At 71.2% G+C, this 24,793-nt stretch carries 26 protein-coding genes and 1 pseudogene; 16 read left to right on the plus strand and 11 right to left on the minus strand.

Going from position 1 to position 24,793, the window contains the following annotated elements; genetic code table 11:
• From MKK70_RS14875 to lgt, 4 genes are all read right to left on the minus strand, one after another.
• On the minus strand, positions 1 to 567 hold a 567-nt coding region (locus MKK70_RS14875), incomplete at its 3' end, for an outer membrane protein (protein ID WP_409568279.1).
• Between the two features lie 270 nt (positions 568 to 837).
• A complete protein-coding gene (gene pgeF, locus MKK70_RS14880; RefSeq protein ID WP_147844663.1) occupies positions 838 to 1,608 on the minus strand; it encodes a peptidoglycan editing factor PgeF in 771 nt (256 codons plus the stop codon).
• 112 nt (positions 1,609 to 1,720) lie between these two features.
• Positions 1,721 to 2,794 (minus strand): class I SAM-dependent methyltransferase, encoded by a 1,074-nt coding sequence (locus tag MKK70_RS14885; RefSeq protein ID WP_243948666.1) that lies wholly within the window; start codon positions 2,792 to 2,794, stop codon positions 1,721 to 1,723.
• A gap of 4 nt (positions 2,795 to 2,798) precedes the next feature.
• Positions 2,799 to 3,686: a prolipoprotein diacylglyceryl transferase gene (gene lgt, locus MKK70_RS14890; protein WP_244028036.1), complete on the minus strand. Its 888-nt coding sequence runs from the start codon at positions 3,684 to 3,686 to the stop codon at positions 2,799 to 2,801.
• 172 nt (positions 3,687 to 3,858) lie between these two features.
• On the opposite strand from lgt, the gene MKK70_RS14895 reads away from it, so the two are divergent.
• Both MKK70_RS14895 and MKK70_RS14900 read left to right on the plus strand, forming a co-directional pair.
• Complete coding sequence (locus MKK70_RS14895) at positions 3,859 to 4,092, plus strand: type II toxin-antitoxin system Phd/YefM family antitoxin (RefSeq protein ID WP_147727367.1); 234 nt, start codon at positions 3,859 to 3,861, stop codon at positions 4,090 to 4,092.
• The gene (locus MKK70_RS14900; protein WP_243948667.1) at positions 4,089 to 4,475 is read left to right on the plus strand and encodes a type II toxin-antitoxin system VapC family toxin; all 387 of its coding nucleotides are present in this window, start codon (positions 4,089 to 4,091) and stop codon (positions 4,473 to 4,475) included. The genes MKK70_RS14895 and MKK70_RS14900 overlap by 4 nt, the downstream gene beginning before the upstream one ends.
• A gap of 21 nt (positions 4,476 to 4,496) precedes the next feature.
• On the opposite strand, the gene MKK70_RS14905 is transcribed toward MKK70_RS14900, so the two are convergent.
• The 5 genes from MKK70_RS14905 to MKK70_RS14925 all read right to left on the minus strand — a co-directional run bounded on the left by MKK70_RS14905 (position 4,497) and on the right by MKK70_RS14925 (position 8,416).
• Positions 4,497 to 5,492, minus strand: coding sequence for a catalase family peroxidase (locus MKK70_RS14905; RefSeq protein ID WP_243936688.1), 996 nt, complete (start codon positions 5,490 to 5,492; stop codon positions 4,497 to 4,499).
• A gap of 123 nt (positions 5,493 to 5,615) precedes the next feature.
• Positions 5,616 to 6,542 carry a VOC family protein gene (locus MKK70_RS14910; protein ID WP_243948668.1) on the minus strand — a complete coding sequence of 309 codons (927 nt, stop codon included), beginning with the start codon at positions 6,540 to 6,542 and terminating at the stop codon, positions 5,616 to 5,618.
• On the minus strand, positions 6,539 to 7,441 hold the full coding sequence (locus MKK70_RS14915; RefSeq protein WP_243948670.1) for an SMP-30/gluconolactonase/LRE family protein: 903 nt from the start codon (positions 7,439 to 7,441) through the stop codon (positions 6,539 to 6,541). The genes MKK70_RS14910 and MKK70_RS14915 overlap by 4 nt, the downstream gene beginning before the upstream one ends.
• A 10-nt stretch (positions 7,442 to 7,451) precedes the next feature.
• Complete coding sequence (locus MKK70_RS14920; protein WP_243948672.1) at positions 7,452 to 7,913, minus strand: cupin domain-containing protein; 462 nt, start codon at positions 7,911 to 7,913, stop codon at positions 7,452 to 7,454.
• Between the two features lie 26 nt (positions 7,914 to 7,939).
• Positions 7,940 to 8,416 carry a DoxX family protein gene (locus MKK70_RS14925; RefSeq protein WP_243948673.1) on the minus strand — a complete coding sequence of 159 codons (477 nt, stop codon included), beginning with the start codon at positions 8,414 to 8,416 and terminating at the stop codon, positions 7,940 to 7,942.
• 243 nt (positions 8,417 to 8,659) lie between these two features.
• On the opposite strand from MKK70_RS14925, the gene MKK70_RS14930 reads away from it, so the two are divergent.
• Complete coding sequence (locus MKK70_RS14930; RefSeq protein WP_243948675.1) at positions 8,660 to 10,228, plus strand: GMC oxidoreductase; 1,569 nt, start codon at positions 8,660 to 8,662, stop codon at positions 10,226 to 10,228.
• 47 nt (positions 10,229 to 10,275) lie between these two features.
• On the opposite strand, the gene MKK70_RS14935 is transcribed toward MKK70_RS14930, so the two are convergent.
• Together MKK70_RS14935 and crtD are read right to left on the minus strand one after the other, a co-directional pair.
• A complete protein-coding gene (locus tag MKK70_RS14935; RefSeq protein ID WP_243948683.1) occupies positions 10,276 to 11,133 on the minus strand; it encodes a carotenoid 1,2-hydratase in 858 nt (285 codons plus the stop codon).
• Complete coding sequence (gene crtD / locus MKK70_RS14940) at positions 11,130 to 12,668, minus strand: 1-hydroxycarotenoid 3,4-desaturase CrtD (RefSeq protein WP_243948685.1); 1,539 nt, start codon at positions 12,666 to 12,668, stop codon at positions 11,130 to 11,132. The genes MKK70_RS14935 and crtD overlap by 4 nt, the downstream gene beginning before the upstream one ends.
• A gap of 106 nt (positions 12,669 to 12,774) precedes the next feature.
• On the opposite strand from crtD, the gene MKK70_RS14945 reads away from it, so the two are divergent.
• The 13 genes and pseudogenes from MKK70_RS14945 to MKK70_RS15005 all read left to right on the plus strand — a co-directional run.
• Complete coding sequence (locus tag MKK70_RS14945) at positions 12,775 to 13,644, plus strand: polyprenyl synthetase family protein (protein WP_243948677.1); 870 nt, start codon at positions 12,775 to 12,777, stop codon at positions 13,642 to 13,644.
• 10 nt (positions 13,645 to 13,654) lie between these two features.
• Complete coding sequence (locus MKK70_RS14950) at positions 13,655 to 14,869, plus strand: methyltransferase (protein WP_147843838.1); 1,215 nt, start codon at positions 13,655 to 13,657, stop codon at positions 14,867 to 14,869.
• A gap of 86 nt (positions 14,870 to 14,955) precedes the next feature.
• Entirely contained in the window at positions 14,956 to 15,891 is a 936-nt protein-coding gene (gene bchC / locus MKK70_RS14955; RefSeq protein ID WP_147843839.1) for a chlorophyll synthesis pathway protein BchC, read from the plus strand.
• Complete coding sequence (locus tag MKK70_RS14960) at positions 15,888 to 16,874, plus strand: chlorophyllide a reductase iron protein subunit X (protein WP_147843837.1); 987 nt, start codon at positions 15,888 to 15,890, stop codon at positions 16,872 to 16,874. Before bchC ends, MKK70_RS14960 begins: the two co-directional genes overlap by 4 nt.
• A gap of 5 nt (positions 16,875 to 16,879) precedes the next feature.
• Positions 16,880 to 18,472, plus strand: a complete 1,593-nt coding sequence (bchY, locus tag MKK70_RS14965) for a chlorophyllide a reductase subunit Y (protein WP_243948679.1) — start codon at positions 16,880 to 16,882, stop codon at positions 18,470 to 18,472.
• Positions 18,472 to 19,938, plus strand: a complete 1,467-nt coding sequence (gene bchZ / locus MKK70_RS14970; RefSeq protein WP_243938560.1) for a chlorophyllide a reductase subunit Z — start codon at positions 18,472 to 18,474, stop codon at positions 19,936 to 19,938. The genes bchY and bchZ overlap by 1 nt, the downstream gene beginning before the upstream one ends.
• Positions 19,939 to 20,063: 125 nt before the next feature.
• Positions 20,064 to 20,279 (plus strand): hypothetical protein, encoded by a 216-nt coding sequence (locus tag MKK70_RS14975; RefSeq protein WP_147730004.1) that lies wholly within the window; start codon positions 20,064 to 20,066, stop codon positions 20,277 to 20,279.
• A 164-nt stretch (positions 20,280 to 20,443) separates the two neighbouring features.
• Entirely contained in the window at positions 20,444 to 20,677 is a 234-nt protein-coding gene (gene pufB, locus MKK70_RS14980; RefSeq protein ID WP_147730005.1) for a light-harvesting antenna LH1, beta subunit, read from the plus strand.
• 11 nt (positions 20,678 to 20,688) lie between these two features.
• Complete coding sequence (gene pufA, locus MKK70_RS14985; RefSeq protein ID WP_243948681.1) at positions 20,689 to 20,871, plus strand: light-harvesting antenna LH1, alpha subunit; 183 nt, start codon at positions 20,689 to 20,691, stop codon at positions 20,869 to 20,871.
• A gap of 196 nt (positions 20,872 to 21,067) precedes the next feature.
• Positions 21,068 to 21,892, plus strand: a complete 825-nt coding sequence (gene pufL, locus MKK70_RS14990) for a photosynthetic reaction center subunit L (protein WP_147729315.1) — start codon at positions 21,068 to 21,070, stop codon at positions 21,890 to 21,892.
• Between the two features lie 98 nt (positions 21,893 to 21,990).
• Positions 21,991 to 22,971 (plus strand): photosynthetic reaction center subunit M, encoded by a 981-nt coding sequence (gene pufM, locus MKK70_RS14995; RefSeq protein WP_147729316.1) that lies wholly within the window; start codon positions 21,991 to 21,993, stop codon positions 22,969 to 22,971.
• Positions 22,968 to 24,086: a photosynthetic reaction center cytochrome PufC gene (gene pufC, locus MKK70_RS15000; protein WP_243938562.1), complete on the plus strand. Its 1,119-nt coding sequence runs from the start codon at positions 22,968 to 22,970 to the stop codon at positions 24,084 to 24,086. The genes pufM and pufC overlap by 4 nt, the downstream gene beginning before the upstream one ends.
• Positions 24,087 to 24,340: 254 nt before the next feature.
• Positions 24,341 to 24,793, plus strand: a pseudogene (locus MKK70_RS15005) (type I secretion system permease/ATPase); the annotation flags it as partial.

Below are 24,793 nucleotides of genomic sequence, written 5' to 3' on the forward strand. Positions count from 1 at the left end.
GCCGTAGGCGAAGCCGCCGGTGCCGTACACGAGGGTGCGGTCGAAGGCGTAGCCGAGGCGACCGCGCACGGTGCCGAAGTAGTCGAGGCTGGAGAGGCCCGACGGGTTGTAGATCAGGTTGCCGGGCAGGATGCCGCCGCCAGCGACGGTGGCCGACGAGAAGCGGTTGCGGTTCTGGCCGAAGTCGACGTACTGCGCGTCGGCCTCGATGCCGATCACGACGCCCGAGCCCGGGGTGAACTGGTAGTTGTAGCCGACCTGGCCACCGCCGGTGAAGCCGTCGTTGCCGCGGCTGCCGCCGAAGGCGAGCACGCCAGCGCGGTTACCACCGGCCGGGCCGGCGAAGATCGCGTTCTGCGGCGAGACGCCGACGACGGTGGCGCCGCGGTTGTCGTTGGCATCGAAGCCGTAGCCGGCGTTGATACCGAAGTAGGCGCCCGTCCAGGTGAACACCGGAACCGGGGTGAACACCGGCGGCGGGGCGCGACGCGGAAGGTCGGCGGCGAAGGCGGAGCCGGCGAGCGCGATGCCGGCGAGGGCGGTGACGCCCCGAAGCATGGATTTCATGGTCTGGTCCTCATTCCATCTGGTGCCGCCGGCCTTTTGGCCCGTCCGGCACCGATTGCCCGTCTTTAAGTCAATGGCTCCAAGGATGCTGTTGCATCGCGGTAACGCCGACCGTCCTGAAGACGGCCCCTTTGTGGCGCCCCGCCGTTGTTGCCTTGGTACCTGTCCCGATAAACACACGCGAATGGTCAAGGTTCACTTTCGGCCACGCTTTTTTGGCGTCCCGCCTCTGGACAGATTGTCGCATGCGGTTCCTTCGATGGAACCCGCCTACGGCGTCAGCGCGATCGCCGAGATCAGCCGGCCGTAATCCGCCTCGGCGCGGTGCGTGGTCCGGCGGTAGCTGTAGAAGCGATCCGGGTCGGAATAGGTGCACAGGCCGAGGATGGCGGCTTCTCCGATCTCCGCCTGCTCCAGGCGGGAGAGCACGAAGCCCGGCAGGTCGAACTGCGCATGGTCGGGCCGCGTGCCGGCCGCGAAGAACCGATCCGATCCCGGCGCCTCGTCCCGGAAGCGCGTCATGAAATCCGTGCCCACCTCGTAGGCGCCCTGCGCGATCGTCGGGCCGAGCACCGCGACGATCGCCGAGCGGCGGGCGCCGAGCCCTTCCATCGCGGCGACCGTGGCCTCGACCACGCCGGTCAGCGCGCCCTTCCATCCCGCGTGGGCGGCGCCGACGACGCCGTTCTCGGGATCGGCGAACAGGATCGGGCCGCAATCGGCGGTGGCGATCCCGAGGGCGAGGCCCGGAACCCGCGTCACCATGGCGTCGGCCTTCGGGCGCTCCGACGGGACGAACGGCGCCTCGACCACGACGGCCTGCGCGGAATGCACCTGGTAGAGGCTGACTAGCCGATCCGCCGGCAGCCCGAGCTGCGCGCACATCCGCGCTCGGTTCTCGGCGACGGCCTCGGGCCTGTCCTGCGAGCCGAGCCCGCCGTTGAGGGAGGCGTAGAGCCCGTCGGAAACGCCGCCCTGCCGGGTGAAGAAGGCGTGGCGGATGCCCGAATGCGAGCTGAGTTCCGGCGCTTCGACGAACATGGCGGCTCCTGGCATGGCGGCTCCTGGCGAGACTTCGCGCCCGCGATGCGGGATCACGTCCGCCCGTCGATAACCGAAGGCGCCGGCGGTGACGATGGCACCCGCGCCGCCCTCAGCCGTGCGCGAATCCCGGCGGCGGCGGAAGGGTCGGCTGGGTGATCGCCATCGCCTTGAACAGGCTTCCCATCCCGCCGGGGGCCGGATCGGTGAGCCGGAGCGACGCGGCCGCGATCGCCTCGGCCTGGGCCGGCGTCGCGCGCGCCTTCAGCCGGGCCGCGCGGGCGGGAAGACCCAGCGCATCGAGGAAGGCGCGCTGATCGACGGGGCCGTGGATCGCCGCCCCCGCCTCGGCGGCCGCGCGCGCCAGGGCCGGAAAGTCGACATGCACGGTGAGGTCGGCCTTGCCCGGCGCGTCGAGCGGCCCGACGAAGCGATGCCCGGCGATCGCTTGGAGCGTGTCGCCGAAGCCCGGCCGGACATGGCCGTAATCGACGACGAGCAAGGCTCCGCCCTGGTCGCGGACGCGTTGCGCCAGGGTTCGCGCCAGGTCGAGGGCGGGGGCGGGCAGGGTCATCACCGCCCCCTCGGCCGCCGCGGCGGTGATCGCGACCGTCGGGTCGGGCGCGAGGCCGAAGGCGAGGGCGCCGTCCGCGAGGCCGACCAGGCGCTCGCACCAGCCGCGCGCCGTCCGCACGAACTGGCGCACGGGGAGGCAATCGAAGAATTCGTTGGCGACGACGATCGCCGGGCCGGGCGGCACCGAGGCGACGTCCGCGTGCCAGGTCGGCGTCGCCGCCCCGAGCGTCGCCTCTTGCGCCGCCCGCAGCACCGGGCTGGTCTCGACGAGGTGGAGGTCGATCGTCGCCGTCGGCGCCACGGTGCGCAGCGCCCGCAGCGCGTCGGCCATCAGCGTGCCGCGGCCGGGGCCGAGCTCCACCAGGCGCAGCGGGGCCGGCGCCGCCATCGCGGCCCAGACCGAGGCGATCCACACCCCGACGAGCTCGCCGAACATCTGGCTGATCTCGGGCGCGGTGGTGAAGTCGCCCCGCGGGCCGAGCGGGTCGCGGGTGCGGTAGTAGCCGTGCACCGGATGGCCGAGGCAGAGCGCCATGTAGCGGTCGATCCCGATCGGCCCGGTCTCGCGGATCAGGGCGGCGATCTCGGCGCCAAGGGGCGTGGGGCTCACGTCCTCACCGCGCCGTCTCCGTCTGCAGCGCGGCGGCCTCGACGGGATGGCGCGGCCGCGTGACGCCGCGGGCGGCGAGCACGATGAAGACCAGCCCGACCACGGCCATCGGCACGCAGAGCAGCATGCCCATGGTCACGCCGCCGCCGAGCGGCCCGAGATGGTCGCCGAACAGGTAGCCGAGCTGGCGGTCGGGCTCGCGGAACAGCTCGCAGACGGTCCGCGCGACGGCATAGCCGAGCACGAAGATGCCGCCGAGGAGGCCCGGCTTGCGGAAACCGAAGCGGTTTACCGCGAGCGCCATGACGATGAACAGCAGCAGCCCCTCGGTCGCGGCTTCGTAGAGCTGGCTCGGATGGCGCGGCAGCGGGCCGCCGGTGGGGAAGACGACGGCATAGGCGAAGTCGGGCGCGACCCGGCCCCACAGCTCGCCGTTCACGAAGTTGGCGATGCGGCCGAAGAACAGCCCGATCGGCACGACCACGGCGGCCAGATCGAGGAGCGTGTAGCCGCCGAGCTTTCGCGAGCGCGCGAACAGCAGCATCGCCAGGATCGCCCCGAGGAAGCCGCCGTGGAACGACATCCCACCGTTGCGGATCGCCAGGATCTCGATCGGGTCGTCGAGATACATCGGCAGATTGTAGAACAGCACGTAGCCGATGCGCCCGCCGAGGACGACGCCCAGCGCCACCCACACGATCATGTCGTCGATGTCGGCGGTGGTCGGGCGCCGCACCACGCCCCAGTAGCGGTCGGCCATCACCAGGCGGCGCGCGTAGAACCAGCCGCCGATCAGCCCGGCAATGTAGGCCAGCGCGTACCACTTGATGGTGATCGGCCCGATCGCGACGGCGACCGGATCGATGGCCGGGAAGGGCAGGGCGAAGAGCATCGGGACCTCCCGTGGAAACGCCGGCATTGGACGTGGGCCCCGGGAGGCGTCAAGCCTGGGCATCGGTCCTTGCTCAGGCCTCGGGCCCGATGGCGAGGAGGCACTGCCTGCCTCCCTAGCGAACCTAGTCGACTTAGCTAAGATCGTGCCGTCTTATAGTTGGGAATGTGCGATGCAGATAACCGTCCATGCGGCCAAGACTCAGCTGTCCAAGCTGATCGAAGCAGCTCTGCGTGGCGAGGAGGTCATCATCGCCCGTGGAAGCGAGCCCGTCGTCCGATTGGTCGCCATCCCGAAGACCACGTTCAAGATCGGTCTTCTGGAAGGTCGCGTGACAGGTCCGGGTCCCGACTTCCTCGAACCGATGGACGCCGACGCGCTCGACCTGTGGGAGGGTGGGCGTTGAGCGGAAGCCTTCTCCTGGACACGCATGCCTGGGCTTGGTCGCTCACCAACGATCGTCGCCTCTCCCTTGCGGCGCGGCAAAGCATATCTGCGGCCGCGACGGTTTATGTGAGCCCGATCACCTTCTTTGAAATCGGTCAGAAGGTGCGCCTCGGCAAATGGCCTGACATGGCCCCCTTCGCCGACAGCCTCGCCGACCTCCTCCTCCAGCAAGGCGGCAGAACTTCTGCGCTGACGGGTGAGATCTGCCTCATGGCCAGCACGATGGATTGGTCGCATTGCGACCCGTTCGACCGTCTGCCGGCGGCAACGGCGCCGATCCGCGCGATGCCGCTGATCTCGGCCGATGCCGTCTTCGACGGGCGCGTCACCCGCATCTGGTGAGACGCGCGACGCGCCCGGCCGTCACTGCGAGCGCCGCCCGAACGAGACCGCGTAGGCCTGGACCCGCGCGTCGATCAGGGGATCGTCCGAGACCTCGATCCCGTCGGTGAGGGCGTTCGGCAGGAACAGCAGCGCCTTCTCGGCGCTCGCGCTGTCGGCGACGGGCTTGGTCAGCGTCAGGGTGCCCATCTCGACCAGGCGGCGCTCCTCCGGCCACGGCTGGGTCGCGTCGTCGGTCCGGTCGCCGGGCTCCGCGAGCTGGGCCAGCACCTTGTAGGAGACCGGCGCCTTGCCGAGCCGCGTGCGGATCTCGCTCATCAGGTGGTCCGGCGCCTGCTTGGCGGCCTCCTCGGACCCGAGCAGCTCCTCGCCCTCGACCGGCACGATGCGGTAGCGGAAGGCCTGCCGCTTGCCGCTCGCGTCGACGAGGATGAAGGCGTTGACGCCGTTGTAGGTCTGGCGCGCCAGGCTCGTCGGGGTCCGGGCGGTGGCGCCGGCCTTGCCCGCGGCCGGGTGGCTCGCGACGAAGGTCTCGGCCGGCGTCGGCTTTCCGGCATCCTTCCCGCTCTTCGCGATCGCGACGAGCAGGTCGCGGAACTCCTCGCCGGTGGCGACGGGGAAGTACTTCAGGCTGTTGGTGACGACGTCCATCTCGCTGCCGTCGGCGAGCTTGAACTTGAGCGAGAGCCCGTGCGGGTTGGCGTTGGCCGCGCCGTCTGCGATCGTCGGGAGGCCGGTGGCGTCCGAGAAGCGGGCGGTGACCGGCACGGCGGCACCGGCGAAGACCGACGCCTTGCTGAGCTTGGCCGCCTCGGCGCTCGGCGTGAAGCGTCCTTCCACGACGGTCCCCTTGGCGTGGTTCGCCCGCATGCCCGGATGCTGCCCCCAGAGCGTGTTCATCGCGTCGACGGTCTGCTCGGCGGTGGTGCCGTCCTCGGCCGAGACCGGCGTGCCGGCCAGACCGGCGAGCATGAGGCCGCCCGCCAGGGCGCGTCGGAGGAGTGGAATACGGGTCATGCAGGTCTCCGGATCGGGGCGGCCCTCCGGCACCCGAGGCGGCGACCGGCGGCGATGGATGGCTATTGCCACGATCTGGAGTTGCACAAAAGGATCGAGCCGCGCGCCGCGATGCGAGGCCGTTTATCGGCGCGCGCCGCCGTCTGGACCGACGAGCCGCAGCCCATGCCCGTCGGGTCCCTCGGCGTAGGCGGTGCTGCCGTCGGCCGAAAGCCGCACCGGGTGGCCGGCCTGCCGGATCGCCGCGACGGCTTTGACGACGTCGGCGGTCTCGAGGACGAGCCGCGTCGTCGCCCGGTCGCGCGGACCGAAGGGCGCCGGGGTCGGTTTCTCCGTCGCGGGCTGGCGGTAGTGCAGCAGCTCCAGATGCGGCGTCGCAGGGCCGCCGGGTTCCAGGCCGAGGACGTCGACGACGGGGTCGGGGACGCCGTCGAGGCGCGCCTGCGCCTCGCCCGCGTTCAGACCTCGCTGCGCCACGCGGAAGCCGAGCAGCGCCGCGTGGAAGGCGAGCGCGGCCTCGAGGCTCGTCACGGTGATCGCCGAGTGGTCGATGCCGAGGAACAGGCCGGGCGCGGCCTGCCAGCGCTCGGCGGCGGGGCCGCCGGGGAAGGCGATCAGCTCCAACGGGTGCCCGTCGGGATCGCGGAACTTGTAGGCCGTCACGCCGCCCGACGTCTTGGGCAGGTCCTGCGGGCCGCCGACGCTGACGGCGGTCGGCGACAGGCGCGAGAGCTGCCCGAACGCGGCCTCCATCGCGCGGACGGGGATCGCGAGATGCTGGAAGACCGGATCGGTGGCACGGGGCGCGTCCGGGTACGGCGCGCCCGGCGGATCGAAGGCCAGGAACGCCACGATCTGCCGGCCGAGCCGCATCGTCAGGCGCGAGCCTACCGCCCCGGGGGATCCGTAGGCGTCGCCGATCGCAGCCGGCAGCGGCTCGATCGGGCCGACCCGCGAGAACCCGAGGCCGTCGCGATAAAACGCCTCCGTCCGCGTCAGGTCCGCGACGGTGCGCTCGAACCCGGCGATCGATCGGACCAGGGCGCTCACAGGAGCCGCGCCCCACGCCGGTTGGTGTAGATCGCGTAGAGGGTGTGCGAGGCGCAGAGAAAGAGCCGGCTGCCGTTGCGGCCGCCGAAGGCGAGGTTCGAGACCGTCGCGGGCACCAGGATCTTGCCGACGCGCTCGCCGTGCGGATCGATGCAATGCACGCCGTCCCCGGCGCTCGACCAGAGATAGCCTTCGTCGTCGAGGCGGAAGCCGTCGGCGAAGCCCGGCTCGACGGTGTGGAAGACGTCGCCGCCCGAGAGCGATCCATTCTCGGCGACGTCGAAGACGCGGATGAACTTCTTCGGCGCCTCGGCGAATTGCAGCCCGCTCTCGGCGACGTAGAGCTTCGTCTCGTCCGGCGAGAAGGCGAGCCCGTTCGGCCCGTCGAAGTCGCCGGCCACGACCGCGAGCGAGCCGTCGCGCGGGTCGAAGCGGTAGACGTTGGCGGGCAGCTCGGAGGCCTGCTTGCCGCCCTCGTAGTCGGTCTGGATGCCGTAGGGCGGGTCGCTGAACCAGATCGTGCCGTCCGACTTGCAGACGACGTCGTTCGGGGAATTCAGGCGTCGGCCCTGGTAGCGCTCGACCAGCGCGGTGATCGTGCCGTCGAGCTCGGTCCGGGTGATCCGGCGGTCGCGGTGCGAGCAGGAGAGCAGGCGCCCCTGCCGGTCGCGGGCGTGCCCGTTCTCGAAGCCGGTGCCCGAGCGGTACACCGAGACGCCGCCGGACTCGCTCCAGCGCATCACGCGGTCGTTCGGCAGGTCCGAGAACAGGAGCTCGTCGCGGTCGCCGAACCAGACCGGGCCCTCGCACCATCGGAAGCCCTCGGCGAGCATCTCCAGCGGCGCGTTCGGCAGCACGAACGCCTCGAACCGCGGCTGCGTGATCTCGAAGCCATCCATCGGCGAGGGCCTACTCGAAGCGTCCGGGCTGGTTCACGGTCGGCGTCACGTCGAGGCCGGTGACGATCATCGTGCACGGCTCGTCGCCGACCGTGCCGGAGAGATGCCCCTTCCGTCCGTCGCGCTCCTTGGTGTTCTGGTCCTCGCCCATCATCAGATCGCCCGGTCCCATCTCGACGCGGGTGCCGTCCATGGTCTCGACGAACCAGCGGCCCGACAGGATGGCGATCCATTGCGGCCGCGGGTTCTCGTGCCATTGCCCGACCCAGCCGACCGGCAGCACCGTGAAGGTGACGCCGGCCTGCGACGGCGCCTGCTTGTCGTTCCATTGCGGCGCGGTCTGCGGGTCGATGCCCTCGAACTTGAACGCCGACAGCGCGAACCGTTCCTGCCGGCTCACGCCCTCGGCGTCGGTGTAGACGTGCCAGTACGGCATCCTGGGCGGCGGCCCGCCGTCGTGCTGATCGGCCATGTCGGGTTCCTTGCGAGAGAGGGTCGTCAACGGTTGTCGGGGGCGGACAGGGCCGGGGCGGCCTGCGGGCCGCTCGAGAGCGGGTGCCGAACGACCTCGGAGGCCGGGGCGTAGGCGCCGCCGATCACCACCAGCAGAAGCCCGCCGACGAGGCCGAAGTTCTTGAAGAAGTCCCAGAAATGGGCACGGCCCTCGCCGTTCTTCGACCAGAAGTCCGGGAACCGCCAGAATGGGTGGTACATCAGCGCGGTGACGGCGCAGAAGCCGGCGAGGAGGAAGGCCGCCGCGCGATCGAAGATGCCGGTCACGATCAGAACCGGCGTCACCGCCTCGACGAGGATGCCGAGCACGAGCAGCAGGGCCGGGAAAGGCAGCGGGCCGGAGCGCGCCTGCCCCATGGCCTCGTCCCAGTGCGCGACCTTGTCGTAGGCGCTCAGCGGAAACATGAAGACGAGGCAGAGCTTGGCCGCGAGCGGCACGGCGACGAGATCGAGCCACGTCATCGGGGGCCTGGGGTGACGGGCATCGCGAGATCCGGGGCGAGACGGGGGGAGGGGCGGCGTTCGTGCTCGAGGGCCCAACGCCGCTCACCCGCCGCAGTTGCCGGGCCGGGCGGCGGAAGCGGGTGCGTTTGCTGCATCGCAGCGCGCACGATGCCGTGACCGGCCAGCCTGGAACGCCTCCAGGCTTGTGCCGTTGGCCGGCGAACCCGTTTTCTCCAGCGTATTGCAGTGCGAGGCCGACCGATGCGAGAGGACCATTACGACGTCATCGTGATCGGCTCGGGCCCCGGCGGCGGCTCGCTGACGTCGCGGCTGGCGAAGACCGGCAAGCGCATCCTGCTGCTGGAGCGCGGCGACTACCTCCCGCGCTCGCAGGACAACTGGAATTCGAAGACCGTCTTCGTCGACGGCGCCTACCAGGCGAAGGAGACCTGGTACGGCGGCGACGGCCGCACGTTCAGCCCGGCGTTGCACTACTATGTCGGCGGCAACTCGAAGGTCTACGGCTCGGCGCTGCTGCGGATGCGCGAGCGCGATTTCGGCGAGGTCCGTCACGTGGACGGCCTCTCGCCGGCCTGGCCGGTCTCCTATGCCGAGTTCGAGCCGTATTACGGGCAGGCGGAGGCGCTGTTCGCCGTGCACGGGCAACGCGGCGAGGATCCGAACGAGCCGTGGGCGAGCGGCCCCTACGACCATCCCCCGGTCAGCCACGAGCCGCGCATCCAGAAGCTGTCGGACGACTGGGCAAAGGTCGGCCTCAACCCGTTCCACCTGCCGCTCGGCATCAAGCTCGACGAGCGCAACGGCAAGCCGACGCCGACCAGCATCTGCATCCGCTGCGACGCCTTCGACGGGTTCCCGTGCCTGCTCAACGGCAAGGCCGACGCGCAGGTGATGACCGTCGACCCGACGCTGGCCCGGCACGACAACGTCACGCTGCTCGTCAACGCCTACGTCTCGACGCTCGAGACCGACCCGTCGGGCCGCACCGTGACGGCGGTGAACGTCACCCGCGAGGGCCGGGCGGAACGCTACTCCGCCGACATCGTCGTCGTCGCGTGCGGCGCGCTGTCCTCGGCGCTGCTGCTCCTGCGCTCGGCCAACGCGGCCCACCCGAACGGGCTGGCCAACGGCTCCGACCAGGTCGGGCGCAACTACATGCGCCACACCATGTCGGTGCTGATGGCCCTGTCGAAGGAGGTCAACGACACCGTCTTCCAGAAGACGCTTGCGGTCTCGGACTTCTACTTCGAGTCGAAGGACTGGGAATTTCCCATGGGCCTGATCCAGATGTGCGCCAAGACGCATCCGGAGCAGATCCGCGGCGAGGAGTTTCCGAAATGGACCGGCTTCCTGCCGAATGCCCCGTTCGAGATGGTGGCGCGCCACTCGATGGACTTCTGGCTGCAGAGCGAGGACCTTCCGCATCCCGACAACCGGGTGATGCTCGGCCATGACGGCCGCGTGATCCTCGACGTGCGCGAGACCAACCGCGAGGCGCACGACCGCCTGCGCGGCAAGCTCGAGGACCTGCTCCGTCCGGGCGGGCTCTACACCTACCTGTTCGAGCGCTCGCTCTATCTCGGCAAGAACATCCCCCTGAGCGGGACCGCGCATCAGGCCGGCACGCTGCGCTTCGGCACCGATCCGAAGGCGTCCGTACTCGACCTGACCTGCAAGGCGCACGAGCTCGACAACCTCTACGTCACCGATGCGAGCTTCTTCCCCTCGATCGGCGCCGTGAACCCGACGCTGACGATCGTCGCCAACGCGTTGCGCGTCGCCGACCACATCGCCGAACGGCTGGGCTGACGGGCTCGATCGCGACCCGCTTCGGACGAGCGCGTGACGCCTGGTCGTCACGCCCGCCGCGGCATCCGGAACGGCAGCATCAGCCGCACCAGCGGATTGCGGAAGCGGTCGAGCGACAGGCTCTCGTGGACCGGGCGCACCGTCTCGCCGGCGAGCCGGGCCGAGAGCAGCGAGCGGGAGTAGAATGGCGTGTCCTCGAAGGTCCGCACCACCTCCGCCCGCCCGTCGTCGCTGCGGGTCGCGCGCGGCACGCGCCAGATCCGCGTCGGCGGCAAGGCCGCGGCGAGGGGCGGGCGGAGATCGCGGCGGGCGCCGGTGCGGTCGAAGCGGAGCGAGAGGTTCTGGCCCGAGCCGTCGCGGCGGCACACGTCGTAGAGGATCGCCGCGCCGTCGCCGAGGTCCGCCCGGCACCAGGTCCAGCTCGTGAAGGCTTCGGCCAGCGGCTCGTCGCCGTGATTGGTGTCGAAGTAGGCGGTGCCGGACCAGCGCACGGACGGCGCGTCGAGCGCGACCTCGACGGGCGAGGACGGCGCCATCGGCCACCAGCGATGCGCGCCCCGCGCGTCCAGGGTGAAGGGCCCGGGCGTGATCCCGCCGGGATAAAGCTTCACCGTGCCGCGGACCCGCGACGGGACCGGCGCCGTGGTCTCGTCGAGGGTGATGGTGAGCGAGGTGCCGTCCCAGGCCATGCCGCTCGGCCCGATCCGGATCTGCGTCGCATCGCGCGACAGGGCGCGGCTGCCGCGCTCGGTCATGCAGAAGCGGTTTTCGCGCGCGCCGTAGAGGACGACGTTGACGGCGCAGTGCTCGAACGGGTTCCGCGTGGCGTCCCAGGCGTAGTAGGGCGAGAACACGCTGCCGATCAAGGCGATGATGGTCAGCCCCTGGGTGCCGTCCGCGCTCAGGGCGTCGACGTACCACCAGACATAGCCGTCGCGGCCGACCGGCGTGTCGAAGCGGGGCGCGCCGCCCGCCGATCCGCCAGCAGCGTGTCCGCCGCGATCCGCCCCGATTGCGCCGCCATCGGCACCCCCGGCCCCGGATGGACGCTGCCGCCCGCCAGGTACAGGCCCGGCAGCCGGGTCCGCGCGCCCATCCGCTTGAAGGTCGCGCTCCAGCCGTGCGAGGCCCGGCCGTAGAGCGCCCCCCCGGTCGCCGGGAACAGGGTGCCGAACCGGGCCGGCGTGGTGACCGCCGTCTCGGCGGCGGAGATCGTCAGGCCGCACGCCGTCAGCCGTGCCCGCATCGTCGTTTCGCATGCGTCGATCTCCGTATCGGTGAAGGGGCGCTCGCCCCGGGCCGGCGCGTTGACGAGGCAGAGCAGGCGCTCGGGCCCGTCCGGCATCGCGTCGCCGGCCCGATCCTGCGCGCAGACGTAGGTCGTGGGGTCGGGCGGCAGCCGCCCGCGGCGGATCGCGTCGAACTCGGCCCGGTAGTCGCGTCCGAAGAACACGGTGTGGTGCGCCAGCGGAAAGCCCGCGGTGCGGGCGTTTAGGCAGAAGGTGATCGCCGAGAGCGAGCGCTCGGCCGGCGCCACCGGATCGGCGGCGGCGACCACCGCGGGCCCGAGCAACCCGGCGGCGAGCGCCGAGACGTCGCCGTTCATCACCACCGCGTCGGCCGCGATCCGCTCGCCGTCGGCGAGGACCACGCCTGAGACCGCACCGCCCGAGACCAGGATGCGCGCGACGTGCGCGCCGGTGCGGATCGTCGCGCCGCGCTCGCGCGCCAGCGCGGCGACCGCCGCGGCGAGCCGGCTCAAGCCGCCCTCGATCGACCACACGCCCGCCTGCTCGACATGGGCGACGAGCATCAGCGTCGCCGGCGCCTGATACGGCGAGGAGCCGCAATAGGTGGCGTAGCGTGCAAACAGCTGCCGCAGGCGCGGATCGCGGAAGTAGTCGCCGAGCGCCCCCCACAGGGTGGCGAAGGGCTGGATCCGCCACAGGTCGCCCAGCCCCGACAGGCCGGCGCGACGGGCGAGGTCGACGGGTCCGGGCCGGGCGCCGCGGATGAACGGCGCGTCGAGGGTGCGGAACACCTGCTCGGCCCGCGCGCAGAAGCGCCGGTAGCCCTCGGCCTCGCGCGCGCCGGCGAAGGCGGCGATCGCGTCGGCGGAGGCGTCGACGTCGGCGAGCAGGTCGAGCCGCTCGGACGCGCTCCAGGCGTGGCGGGCGAGAATGCGGGCGGGGCTCAGCGCGACCCACTCACCCAGATCCGCACCGGCCTCGGCGAAGATCTCGTCGAGGATCCAGCGCATGGTGAACACGGTCGGGCCGGCCTCGATCCGGGTGCCGCCGACCGGCACGCTGCGCATCTTGCCGCCGGGCACGCCGGCGGTCTCGAGCAGCGTCACCGCGCATCCGGCCACGGCGAGCCGGAGGGCGGCGACGAGCCCGCCGATGCCGCCCCCGATCACCACGACCCGCTGGATCACCATCGTTCCCCCGTGCCGCACGACGATCCGGCATTGATCTCACCCGCGACAAGTGTCAATCATAGATGACACTTCAAAAAGTCAAAGCAAATTGACACTGGAGGTCACGGTGGACGCAGGCCAGCGCATCGAACGGACCCTGGACAACGCGGTCGCCTACGCCGAGGCGCCGGGCGCCCCACCGCGGCTCGCCGAGGCGATCCGCTACGCCGTGTTCCCGGGCGGCCATCGCATTCGGCCCCGGCTCTGCCTGGCGGTGGCCGCCGCCTGCGGCGACGACGATCCGGCCGCCGCCGAGTCCGCCGCCGCCGCGATCGAGCTGCTGCACTGCGCCTCCCTCGTCCACGACGACCTGCCCTGCTTCGACGACGCCGAGACCCGCCGGCAGAAGCCCACCGTGCACGTCGCCTTCGGCGAGCCGCTGGCGGTGCTCACCGGCGACGCGCTGATCGTGCTCGCGTTCGAGACGTTGGCCCGGGGCGCGGCCAGGAACCCGCATCGGCTCGCGGCGCTCGTCGGGCTGGTCGCCCGCGCGGTCGGCTCGCCGGTCGGCATCGTCGCCGGCCAGGCCTGGGAATCGGAGGAGCAGGTCGCGCTGTCGAACTACCAGCAGGCCAAGACCGGTGCGCTGTTCGCCGCCGCGACGGTGGCGGGTGCGGCGGCGGCGGGCGCGTCGCCGCTGCCGTGGCGGCTCCTCGGGGAATGCCTCGGCGAGGCCTATCAGGTCGCCGACGACCTGCGCGACGTCGCCTGCCGCCAGGAGGAGATCGGCAAGCCCGCCGGCCGCGACGCCACCCTCGGCCGGCCGAACGCCGCCCTGCTCCTCGGCATGGGCGGCGCCCTCGAGCGGCTGAAGCGCCTCTCGGCGGAGGCGATCGAGGTGATCCCGACCTGCCCGGGCGCCGACGCGCTGCGCGCCGAGATCGCCGCGCAGACCCGGCTCTTCCTGCCCGCGAGCCTCGCCCACGAATTCGCCTGAGGCGAGGGGCATGGCGGCGGAAACCAGCGTGGGCATCGTCTCCGGCGGGGAGAAGAACGACCTCCGCGCCGTCCCGCTCGCCTCGGCGGGGGGAGGGTGGCTCGCGTTTCGAAACCTTCGCGAGCGCTGGCGCGCCTTCCGCATCGCCCGCGTCGCGAGCCCCGCATTCCAGCGTTGGGCCGCCGGGTTTCCGCTGACGCGCCGCATCGCGCGGACGAACACCCGGGCGCTGTTCGACCTCTGCGCCGGGTTCACCTACTCCCAGGTGCTGCTCGCCTGCGTCCGGCTCGACCTTTTCCACACGCTGCAGCCCGGCCCGCTCGCGACGGCCGTGCTGGCCGAGCGCCTCCGTCTCGCACCGGAGCGGGCCGAGCGCCTCCTGAAGGCCGCCGCCTCCCTCGACCTGATCGGCCGCCTGCCCGACGCGCGCTGGGCGCTGGCCGACCTCGGCGCGGCGCTGATCGGCAACCCGTCGGTGGCGGCAATGATCAAGCATCACGCCATGCTCTACGCCGATCTCGCCGACCCGGTCGCGCTGCTGCGCGGCGAAGGACCCCCGACGCAACTCTCGGGTTACTGGCCCTACGCCAAGGCCGCCGAGCCGGACGCCGCGGAGGCCGAGGCGGTCGCCGGCTACAGCCGCCTGATGGCGGCCTCGCAGGCGCTGATCGCCGAGGACGTGCTCGACGCCTATCCGCTCGGATCGCACGCCTGCCTGATGGATGTCGGTGGCGGGGAGGGCGCCTTCGTCACCGCCGCCGCGGCCCGCCACCCCGGCCTGCACCTGATGCTGTTCGACCTGCCGGCGGTCACCGCCCGGGCCGAGGCGCGCCTCGGTGCGGCGGGCCTGACGGTCGCCTGCCGCGGCGGAAGCTTCTTCTCCGATCCGCTGCCGCGCGGCGCCGACGCGATCTCGCTGGTGCGGATCGTCCACGACCACGACGACGCCCGCGCCGCGGTGCTGCTGCGTGCGGCGCACGACGCGCTGCCCCCCGGCGGCACGCTGCTCATCGCCGAGCCGATGGCCGGGACGCGGGGGGCCGAGCCGATCGGCGACGCCTATTTCGGCTTCTACCTGCTCGCCATGGGCAGCGGCCGCGCCCGCACCGTCGAGGAGCTGACCGCGATGCTTCGCGATGCCGGATTCGACGCGATCCGCAGCGTGAAGACCCGTCGTTCCCTGCTGACGCGCCTCGTCGTCGCCCGCAAACGAGGCGAAGTGTAAATTTGGCTTGACGCTTTGCGTTGTCATTCTAGGATGACTGATGGCCGACCAGGAGAGTCGGGCCAGGGATGGAAGAGGCACCGCACATGGACGCGCTCGCCGTCGTTCTCGAGAAACCGGAGGTGCTGGCGCTCAACCGCCTGCCGCTGACTCCGGCCGCAGAGGGCGACGCGGTGGTCGCCGTCACCTGGAGCGGGATCTCCACCGGCACCGAGCGCCTGCTCTGGACCGGGCGGATGCCGAGCTTCCCCGGCATGGGATACCCGCTGGTGCCGGGCTACGAGTCGGTCGGCACCGTCGAATCGGCGCCCGCGGGCTCGGACCTGAGCGTCGGCCAAGCGGTGTTCGTGCCGGGCGCGCGCTGCTTCGGCACGGTGCGCGGCCTGTTCGGCGGCGCCGCCTCGCACCTGATCGTGCCGGCGGAGAAGCTGGTGCCGGTCGACCCCGCCCTGGGCGAGAAGGCGATCCTGCTGGCGCTCGCCGCCACCGCCTACCACGCGATGGCGAGCAACGCCCCCGGCGAGCGCTCGCTGATCGTCGGCCACGGGGTGCTCGGGCGCCTGCTGGCCCGGCTCACCGCCCTGTCCGGCGCGATGCCGACGGTGTGGGAGACCAATCCGGTCCGGGCGCGGGGCGAATTCGGCTATCCCGTCATCCACCCCGATCAGGACGAGCGCCGCGACTACGCGACGATCACCGACGTCAGCGGCGATGCGAGCCTCCTCGACACGCTGATCGGGCGGCTGTGCTCCGGCGGCGAGATCGTGCTCGCCGGCTTCTACGAGGCGCCGCTCGCCTTCGCCTTCCCGCCGGCCTTCCTGCGCGAGGCCCGGATCCGGGTCGCGGCCGAGTTCCGGCCGCACGACCTCGCGGCGGTGAGCGCGCTCGTCGCACGCGGCGCTCTCTCCCTCGACGGCCTGATCACCCACCGGCGCCCGGCGTCGGAGGCGGAGCAGGCCTATCGCACGGCCTTCGGCGAGCCCGAGTGCCTGAAGATGATCCTCGACTGGAGGAACGCATGAACATGCACCTGACCAACGCCGCGCTCCGCGCCGAAGCGGCCATCGAGCCGGATCCGGTGGCGACCGCGCCGGCGAAGAAGGAAACGCAGATCATCGCGATCTACGGCAAGGGCGGCATCGGCAAGTCGTTCACCCTGGCCAACCTCAGCTACATGATGGCCCAGCAGGGCAAGAAGGTCCTTCTCATCGGCTGCGACCCGAAGAGCGACACCACCTCGCTGCTGTTCGGCGGCAAGGCCTGCCCGACCATCATCGAGACCTCGACCCGGAAGAAGCTCGCCGGCGAGCCGGTGGCGATCGGCGACGTCTGCTTCAAGCGCGACGGCGTCTACGCGATGGAGCTCGGCGGCCCCGAGGTCGGGCGCGGCTGCGGCGGCCGCGGCATCATCCACGGCTTCGAGCTTTTGGAGAAGCTCGGCTTCCACGAATGGGGCTTCGACTACGTCCTGCTCGACTTCCTCGGCGACGTGGTCTGCGGCGGCTTCGGCCTGCCGATCGCCCGCGACATGTGCCAGAAGGTCATCGTCGTCGGCTCGAACGACCTGCAGTCGCTCTACGTCGCCAACAACGTCTGCTCCGCGGTCGAATACTTCCGCAAGCTCGGCGGCAACGTCGGCGTCGGCGGCCTGGTGATCAACAAGGACGACCACACCGGCGAGGCCCAGGCCTTCGCGGCCGCCGTCGGCATCCCGGTGCTGGCCTCGATCCCGGCCGACGACGACATCCGCAGGAAGAGCGCGAACTACGAGATCATCGGCCGGCCCGACGGGCGCTGGGGCTCGCTGTTCGCCGATCTCGCCCAGAACGTCGCCGAGGCGAAGCCCAATCACCCGACGCCGCTTTCGCAGGACGGCCTCCTCGGGCTGTTCTCCAGCGAGACCACCGGCCGCGACGTGGTGCTGGTGCCGGCGACCTTCGAGGACATGTGCGGCGTCGCCCACGTCGCCAAGCCGTCCCTCGAAGTCGTCTACGACGAGGTTTGAGGCGCATGGCCGTCACCCTCGACATCGCCGCGCTCCGCGCCCGCCGGGAAATCCCGGCCTCGACGCTCGCCGCCGCGCAGGCGCCGGCCGTGAACCTGGCGGCGACGAAGGGCGACGGCCTCGGCTGCCATGCCGGCAAGGACGTGATGCGGGCCGCCGCCGCCGAGGCCGGCATGAGCGAGACGCTGGACCGGCTGGCCAAGGATTACCCCGTCGGGCCGCACGACCAGCCGCAGAGCATGTGCCCGGCCTTCGGCTCGCTCCGAGTCGGCCTGCGGATGCGGCGCGCCGCGACGATCCTGTCCGGCTCCGCCTGCTGCGTCTACGGGCTGACCTTCACCTCGCACTTCTACGGGGCCAAGCGCTCGGTCGGCTACGTGCCGTTCAACTCGGAGACGCTGGTCACCGGCAAGCTGTTCGAGGACATCCGCGAGGCGGTGTTCCTCACGGCCAAGCCCGCCGATTACGACGCCGTCGTGGTGATCAACCTCTGCGTGCCGACGGCCTCGGGCGTGCCGCTGCGCCTGCTGCCGAAGGAGATCGACGGCGTCCGCATCATCGGCATCGACGTGCCGGGCTTCGGGGTGCCGACCCATGCCGAGGCCAAGGACGTGCTCGCCGGCGCGATGCTGCGGTTCGCGCGCACGGAAGCTGAGCAGGGCCCGGTCCAGGCGCCGCGCGCCGGCCGCTCCGAGCGCCCGACGGTGACGCTGCTCGGCGAGATGTTCCCCGCCGATCCCGTGGTGATCGGCGCGATGCTGGAGCCGCTTGGCCTCGCCGCCGGCCCCGTGGTCCCGACCCGCGAATGGCGCGAGCTCTACGCAGCGCTCGACGGCGCGGCGGTGGCGGCGATCCACCCGTTCTACACCGCGAGCATCCGCGAGTTCGAGGCGGCCGGCCGGCCGATCGTCGGCTCGGCGCCGGTCGGCGTCGACGGCACCGCGGACTGGCTCGACCGGATCGGCGAGGCCTGCGCCGTCCCGCGCGGCCTGGTCGAGGCCGCCAAGAACCGCCTGCTGCCGCCGATCCGCGGCGTGCTCGCCGCCGCCCCGATCCAGGGCCGCATCACCCTCTCCGGCTACGAGGGCTCGGAGCTGCTGGTCGGGCGCCTGCTGATCGAAAGCGGCGCCGACCTGCGCTACGTCGGCACCGCCTGCCCGAGGACGCCCTGGGCGGAGGCCGACCGCGACTGGCTCGAGGCCCGCGGCGTCCAGGTGAAGTTCCGGGCCTCGCTCGAGGACGACCTCGCCGCGATGCGCGAATACCGGCCCGACCTCGCCGTCGGCACCACGCCGGTGGTGCAGAAGGCCAAGGAGGCCGGCACGCCGGCTCTGTACTTCACCAACCTGATCTCGGCACGGCCGCTGATGGGCGTCGCCGGCGCCGGCTCGCTCGCCAAGGTGATCAACGCCGCGCTCGGCAACAAGGGCCGCTTCGACGCGATGCGCGGCTTCTTCGAGGGCGTCGGCACCGGCCACGCCGCCGGCGTCTGGGAGGCGGTGCCGCAGCTGCGCAAGAGCGTGGCGCGGGCGCCCGCGCCGAAGAAGCACGACCAAGGTCTCCTGCTGGACAACACGCCTATCGGGGAGATGGCCTGATGCTCGTCCTCGATCACGACCGCGCCGGCGGGTACTGGGGTGCCGTCTACGTCTTCACGGCGATCAAGGGCCTGCAGGTCATCATCGACGGCCCCGTCGGCTGCGAGAACCTGCCGGTCACCTCGGTGCTGCACTACACCGACGCGCTGCCGCCGCACGAGCTTCCGATCGTCGTCACGGGCCTCGGCGAGGAGGAGCTCGGCCGCCACGGCACCGAGGGCGCGATGAAGCGGGCGCATGCGGTGCTCGATCCCGGCCAGCCCAGCGTCGTCGTCACCGGCTCGATCGCCGAGATGATCGGCGGCGGGGTCACGCCGGAGGGCACCAACATCCAGCGCTTCCTGCCGCGCACCATCGACGAGGACCAGTGGCAGACCGCCGACCGGGCGATGCGCTGGCTCTGGCAGGAATACGGCGCCAAGCGCTTCGCCAAGAAGGGCATCCCGCCGCGTCCCGCGCGCAAGGAGGGCGAGCGCCCGCGGGTCAACCTGATCGGGCCGGCCTACGGCACCTTCAACATGCCCTCCGACCTCGCCGAGATCCGGCGCCTGGTCGAGGGGATCGGCGCCGAGATCAACCTGGTCTTCCCGCTGGGCTCGCATCTCGCCGACGTGCCCAAGCTCGTCAATGCCGATGCCAACGTCTGCCTCTACCGCGAGTTCGGGCGCCTGCTCTGCGAGGACCTGGAGCGGCCCTACCTGCAGGCGCCGATCGGCGTGCTCTCGACCACCAAGTTCCTGCGCTCGCTCGGCGAGATCCTCGGCCTCGATCCCGAGCCGTTCATCGAGCGCGAGAAGCACACCACGATCAAGCCGGTCTGGGACCTGTGGCGCTCGGTGACGCAGGACTTTTTCGGCACCGCGAGCTTCGGCATCGTCGCGACCGACACCTACGCGCGCGGCGTGCGCCACTTCCTCGAGGAGGAGATGGGGCTGCCCTGCACCTTCGCCTTCGCGCGAAAGCCCGGCGCCAAGCCCGACAACGCGGCCGTGCGCGCGGCCATCGCGAACAATCCGCCGCTGGTGCTGTTCGGCTCGTTCAACGAGCGGATGTACGCGGCCGAGAGCGGCTGCCGGGCGGTGTTCGTGCCGGCCTCGTTCCCCGGCGCGATCATCCGGCGGCACACCGGCACGCCGTTCATGGGCTATTCCGGCGCGACCTACCTCGTGCAGGAAGTCTGCAACGCGCTGTTCGACATGCTCTTCCACATCCTGCCGCTCGCCCGCGACATGGATGCGGTCGAGGCGACGCCGGCGCGGATGCATCGCGAATTGCCGTGGAACGAGGCCGCGCGGGCGCTCCTCGACGCGCATGTCGAGCGCCAGCCGGTCCTGGTCCGGATCTCGATGGCCAAGCGCCTGCGCGATGCCGCCGAGCGCGGCGCCCGCCGCGACGGCGCCGGCGAGGTCGCACCCGGGCACGTCGAGACCGCCCACGACGCCCTGAAGCTCGGGGTCGCCGCATGAGCGCGTCCGCGAGCCTGCTGAGCCCTGCCGCCCACACCCCTTCGCCCCGGCTCCGGCCGGACGAATCCGCCCGCACCCCGCCGAGCCCGCGCCCTGCGCCGGCCCCAGCGCCCAGGAGGACATCCATGGCCCGATCGATCGATGCGACGTCCCGGCTCCACCAGGAGGAGGTCCAGTTCAAGGTCATCCTCGGCGCGACCTACCCGTTCTTCCTCGCCGCCGCGATCGCCCAGCGCGTGATGCCCGCGCGCGAGCCGGGCCGCCCGGCCCAGCGCCGCTCGGTCTTCGGCGAGGCCAAGGCCATGGCGGTCTCGGCCATCCCCTACGCCTTCATGGGCTGACGCCTTCGAGCCGCGCCGGATCGCGCTTCGCGCCGGCCGAGCCCTTCGAGACGCTTCCGTCCGGGCAGAACGGGTGGAAGTCCGGTCGTGGCACCCAACGCCGCCACGGCGCTCACCCCCGCGCGACCCTGCCGCGCGGTCAGCCAAACGGAGGTACTTCAACCATGGCCAATCCCGGAACGCTCGAACGACCGAGCAGCCTCTCGGGGCTGACGGAACCCGAAGCCAAGGAGTTCCACGCGATCTTCCTGACGAGCTTCATCATCTTCACCGCGATCGCCGTGGTCGCGCACATCCTGGTCTGGATGTGGCGCCCGTGGCTGCCCGGGCCGAAGGGCTACGCCATGCTCGAAGGCGGGGCCCAAGCCGTCCACGGCCTCGTCTCGATGATCTCGTAAGGGAGGACACCATGCACAAGGTCTGGCTCCTGTTCGATCCCCGCCGCACGCTGGTGGCGCTGTTCACCTTCCTCTTCGTCCTCGCGCTGCTGATCCACTTCATCCTGCTCAGCACCAGCCGGTTCAACTGGCTGGAGGGCGCCAAGGACTCGAAGGCGGCCTCCCTCCGGATCGTCGCGCCGACCCCGGCGTGACCCGGCCCCGCGGCGTACCGGCCGGGTTCCCGCCCGGCCGGCATGCCGCGCGAGACGCCGCGCACCGAAGGCAGCGGACCGGAGCCCCGATCCTCCCGCCCGCTGCGCCCGACACCCGAGCGCTGCCGCAAGGCCGCTCGCACGACCGCCCGCCCGAGCGCCCGACGGCCGCAGACCCATCCGGAGGCTATTCGCCATGGCGATGCTGAGTTTCGAGAAGAAGTATCGCGTCCGCGGCGGCACCCTCGTCGGCGGCGACCTGTTCGATTTCTGGGTCGGGCCGTTCTACGTCGGCTTCTTCGGGGTCACGACGCTGTTCTTCAGCGCGCTCGGCACGGCGCTGATCATCTACGGCGCGGCGCTCGGGCCGACCTGGAACATCTGGCAGATCAACATCGCGCCGCCCGACATCAAGTACGGGCTGGCGCTCGCCCCCCTGAAGGAGGGCGGCCTCTGGCAGATCATCACGTTCTGCGCCATCGGCGCGTTCTCGTCCTGGGCGCTGCGCGAGGTCGAGATCTGCCGCAAGCTCGGCATCGGCTACCACGTGCCCTTCGCCTTCGCGGTCGCGATCTTCGCCTACGTCGTCCTGGTCGTGGTCCGCCCGTTCCTGATGGGCGCCTGGGGCTACGGCTTCCCGTACGGCATCCTCAGCCACCTCGATTGGGTGTCGAACACCGGCTACCAGTACCTGCACTTCCACTACAATCCGGCGCACATGCTCGCCGTGACCTTCTTCTTCACCACGACGCTCGCTCTGGCGATGCACGGCGGCCTGATCCTCTCGGCGACGAACCCGGCCAAGGGCGAGACCGTGAAGAGCCCCGAGCACGAGGACACCTTCTTCCGCGACACGATCGGCTACTCGATCGGCACGCTCGGCATCCACCGCCTCGGCCTGTTCCTGGCCCTGTCGGCGGGATTCTGGAGCGCGGTCTGCATCGTGATCAGCGGCCCGTTCTGGACGCAGGGCTGGCCGGAATGGTGGGGCTGGTGGCTGAACCTGCCGGTCTGGCGCTGAGCCGCGAAGTCGCCCGGCCGCGATCGTCGCGCGGCCGGGGGCGGGACGGATACGGCCACCACGTCGCTTGAAGAACGCTCCCGGAAAGGGCCCAGGCAATGGCGTACTACCAGAACATCCTCACCCAGGTGCAGATCCGGCCGATCGAGGCGGAGCACGGCGTCCCGGTCGCCGTCGATTCGCGCTGGGGCAAGCCGTTCCACAGCTACCTGATGGGGCTGATCGGCAACGCGCAGGTCGGGCCGATCTACATCGGCTACCTCGGGGCGCTGTCCTTCGCCTGCGGGCTGATCGCCTTCGAGATCATCGGCCTCAACATGTGGGCGTCGGTGAACTGGGACCCGATCCAGTTCGTGCGGCAGCTGCCCTGGCTCGCCCTCGAGCCGCCGCGCCCGCAATACGGACTCCGGATCCTGCCGCCGCTCAACGAGGGAGGCTGGTGGCTGATCGCCGGCTTCTTCCTCACCGCCTCGATCCTGCTGTGGTGGCTCCGGCTCTACCGCCGCGCCGCGGCGCTCGGCCTGGGCAAGCACGTGCCGTGGGCCTTCGCCTCGGCGATCTGGCTCTACCTCGTGCTCGGCTTCATCCGCCCGATCATGATGGGCTCGTGGAGCGAGGCGGTGCCGTTCGGCATCTTCCCGCACCTCGATTGGACCGCCGCGTTCTCGCTGCGCTACGGCAACCTGTTCTACAACCCGTTCCACATGCTCTCGATCGTCTTCCTGTACGGGTCGACGCTGCTGTTCGCGATGCACGGGGGCACCATCCTGGCCTGCTCGCGCTACGGCGCCGAGCGCGAGATCGACCAGATCGTCGACCGCGGCACCGCCACCGAGCGCGCCGCCCTGTTCTGGCGCTGGACCATGGGCTTCAACGCCACGATGGAATCGGTCCACCGCTGGGCCTGGTGGTTCGCGGTGCTGACGACGCTGACCGGCGGCATCGGCATCCTGCTGACCGGCACCGTCGTCGACAACTGGTACCTCTGGGCGGTCAAGCACGGGGTCGCGCCGTCCTATCCCCAGGTCTACGGCCCGATCGTCGATCCCTCCAGCGTCGCCCCCTCGGTGCACCCATGAGAACCCTGCTCGCCGTCGCCGGCGCGGTCGCCGCGCTGTTCCTCACGATCGCCATGCTCGGCACCGCCGGCTGGACCCGCCCGCCGATGGCGCAGCAGCAGACCGGGTTCCGCGGCACTGCGATGGACGTCATCGAGACCCGGGCGAACAAGGCCGCCAAGATCGAGGCCAACCAGGCGCCCGCGCCGGCCGACCCGGCCGAGCCCGGGGGCGACAAGGCCTCGGCGGTCTACCAGAACGTCAAGGTCCTCGGCGATCTCTCGGCCGACAACTTCAACCGCCTGATGGCCTCGATGACCGAGTGGGTCGCCCCGGAGCAGGGCTGCACCTATTGCCACAACACCGAGAACATGGCCGACGACAGCCTGTACCAGAAGCGCGTCGCCAGGCGGATGCTGCAGATGGTCCAGCACATCAACTCGACCTGGAAGGAGAACCACGTCCACGAGGCCGGCGTCACCTGCTACACCTGCCACCGCGGCCAGCCGGTGCCGAAGAACATCTGGTTCGAGAATCCCGGCCCGAACGCGGGGCACGGCGTCATCCCGCGCAACAACGGGCAGAACGTCGCCAGCCCGCAGGTCGGCCTGACCTCGCTGCCCTACGGCGTCTACGCGGCGTTCTACGCGCACAAGAACACGCCCGAGGACGCGATCCGCGTCAACGCCACCTCGGCCCTGCCGGAGACCAAGGGCAAGCCGATCCAGGACGCGGAGAAGACCTTCGCGATCATGATCAGCATGGCGCAGTCGCTCGGCGTGAACTGCACCTTCTGCCACAACACCCGCTCGGTGGCGGATTGGAGCACGAGCACGCCCAACCGCGTCGCCGCCTGGCACGGCATCCGCATGGTCCGCGACCTGAACGAGGACTACATGCTGCCGCTCTCCGAGACGCTGCCGCCGAACCGCCACGGCCCGCTCGGCGACGTGCCGAAGATGAACTGCGCCACCTGCCACAACGGCGCCAACAAGCCGCTCAACGGCGCCCACGTGGTCGAGGCTTATCCCGAGCTCGCCGGGCCCGTCGCCTCGGCGGACATGCCGGCCGGCGTGCCGGCCCAGCCCGCGGCGACGCCGGATCCGGCGATGCCGGCGCCCGCGCCGAAACCCTGACGACCCCGGCCGGGCGAGCCCCGGTCGAACGTCCCGATCCCGAAACGGCCGCCGGACCCCCGTCCGGCGGCCGTTCTCGTTGCGGGAGGCGACGGGAGGCGCGGCGCGACCTTTGCACATCGGACGCGCATCTCGGTGAATACCGCCACTTTTCAGAAATCGCGCGCGCGTATACAGACAGGAAACACCATTCGCGTATTATATACGTACGGTTGCAAGCACACAGTGAACGAATGCATGCCGGGGGCAGGAACATGATGCGTGCGCGGGATCCCGGAGAGCTCGGCTCGGCCCTGGCGTCCTGCCGGACGGCGTTCGCCGGCGTCGCGGTGATGAGCGGCGTGGTGAACGTGCTGTACCTCACCGGCTCGTTCTTCATGCTGGAGGTCTACGACCGGGTGATCCCGAGCCGTTCGGTGCCGACGCTGATCGGGCTGATGGCGCTGGCGCTGACGCTGTACGCGTTCCAGGGGGCGCTCGAGGCGATCCGCTCGCGCATCCTCGCCCGCGTCGGGGCGGCGCTCGACGAGGCGCTGTCGGGCCGCGTGTTCGACCTCGTGGTGCGCGCGCCGCTCAAGGGGGCCGCCCCCGGCGACGGGCTGCTGCCGCTGCGCGACCTCGACCAGATCCGCGCGTTCCTGTCGGGCACCGGCCCGTCGGCGTTCTTCGACCTGCCGTGGCTGCCGATCTACCTGGCCGTCTGCTTC

The organism is Methylobacterium sp. E-041, assembly GCF_022829665.1.
GTDB lineage: Bacteria > Pseudomonadota > Alphaproteobacteria > Rhizobiales > Beijerinckiaceae > Methylobacterium.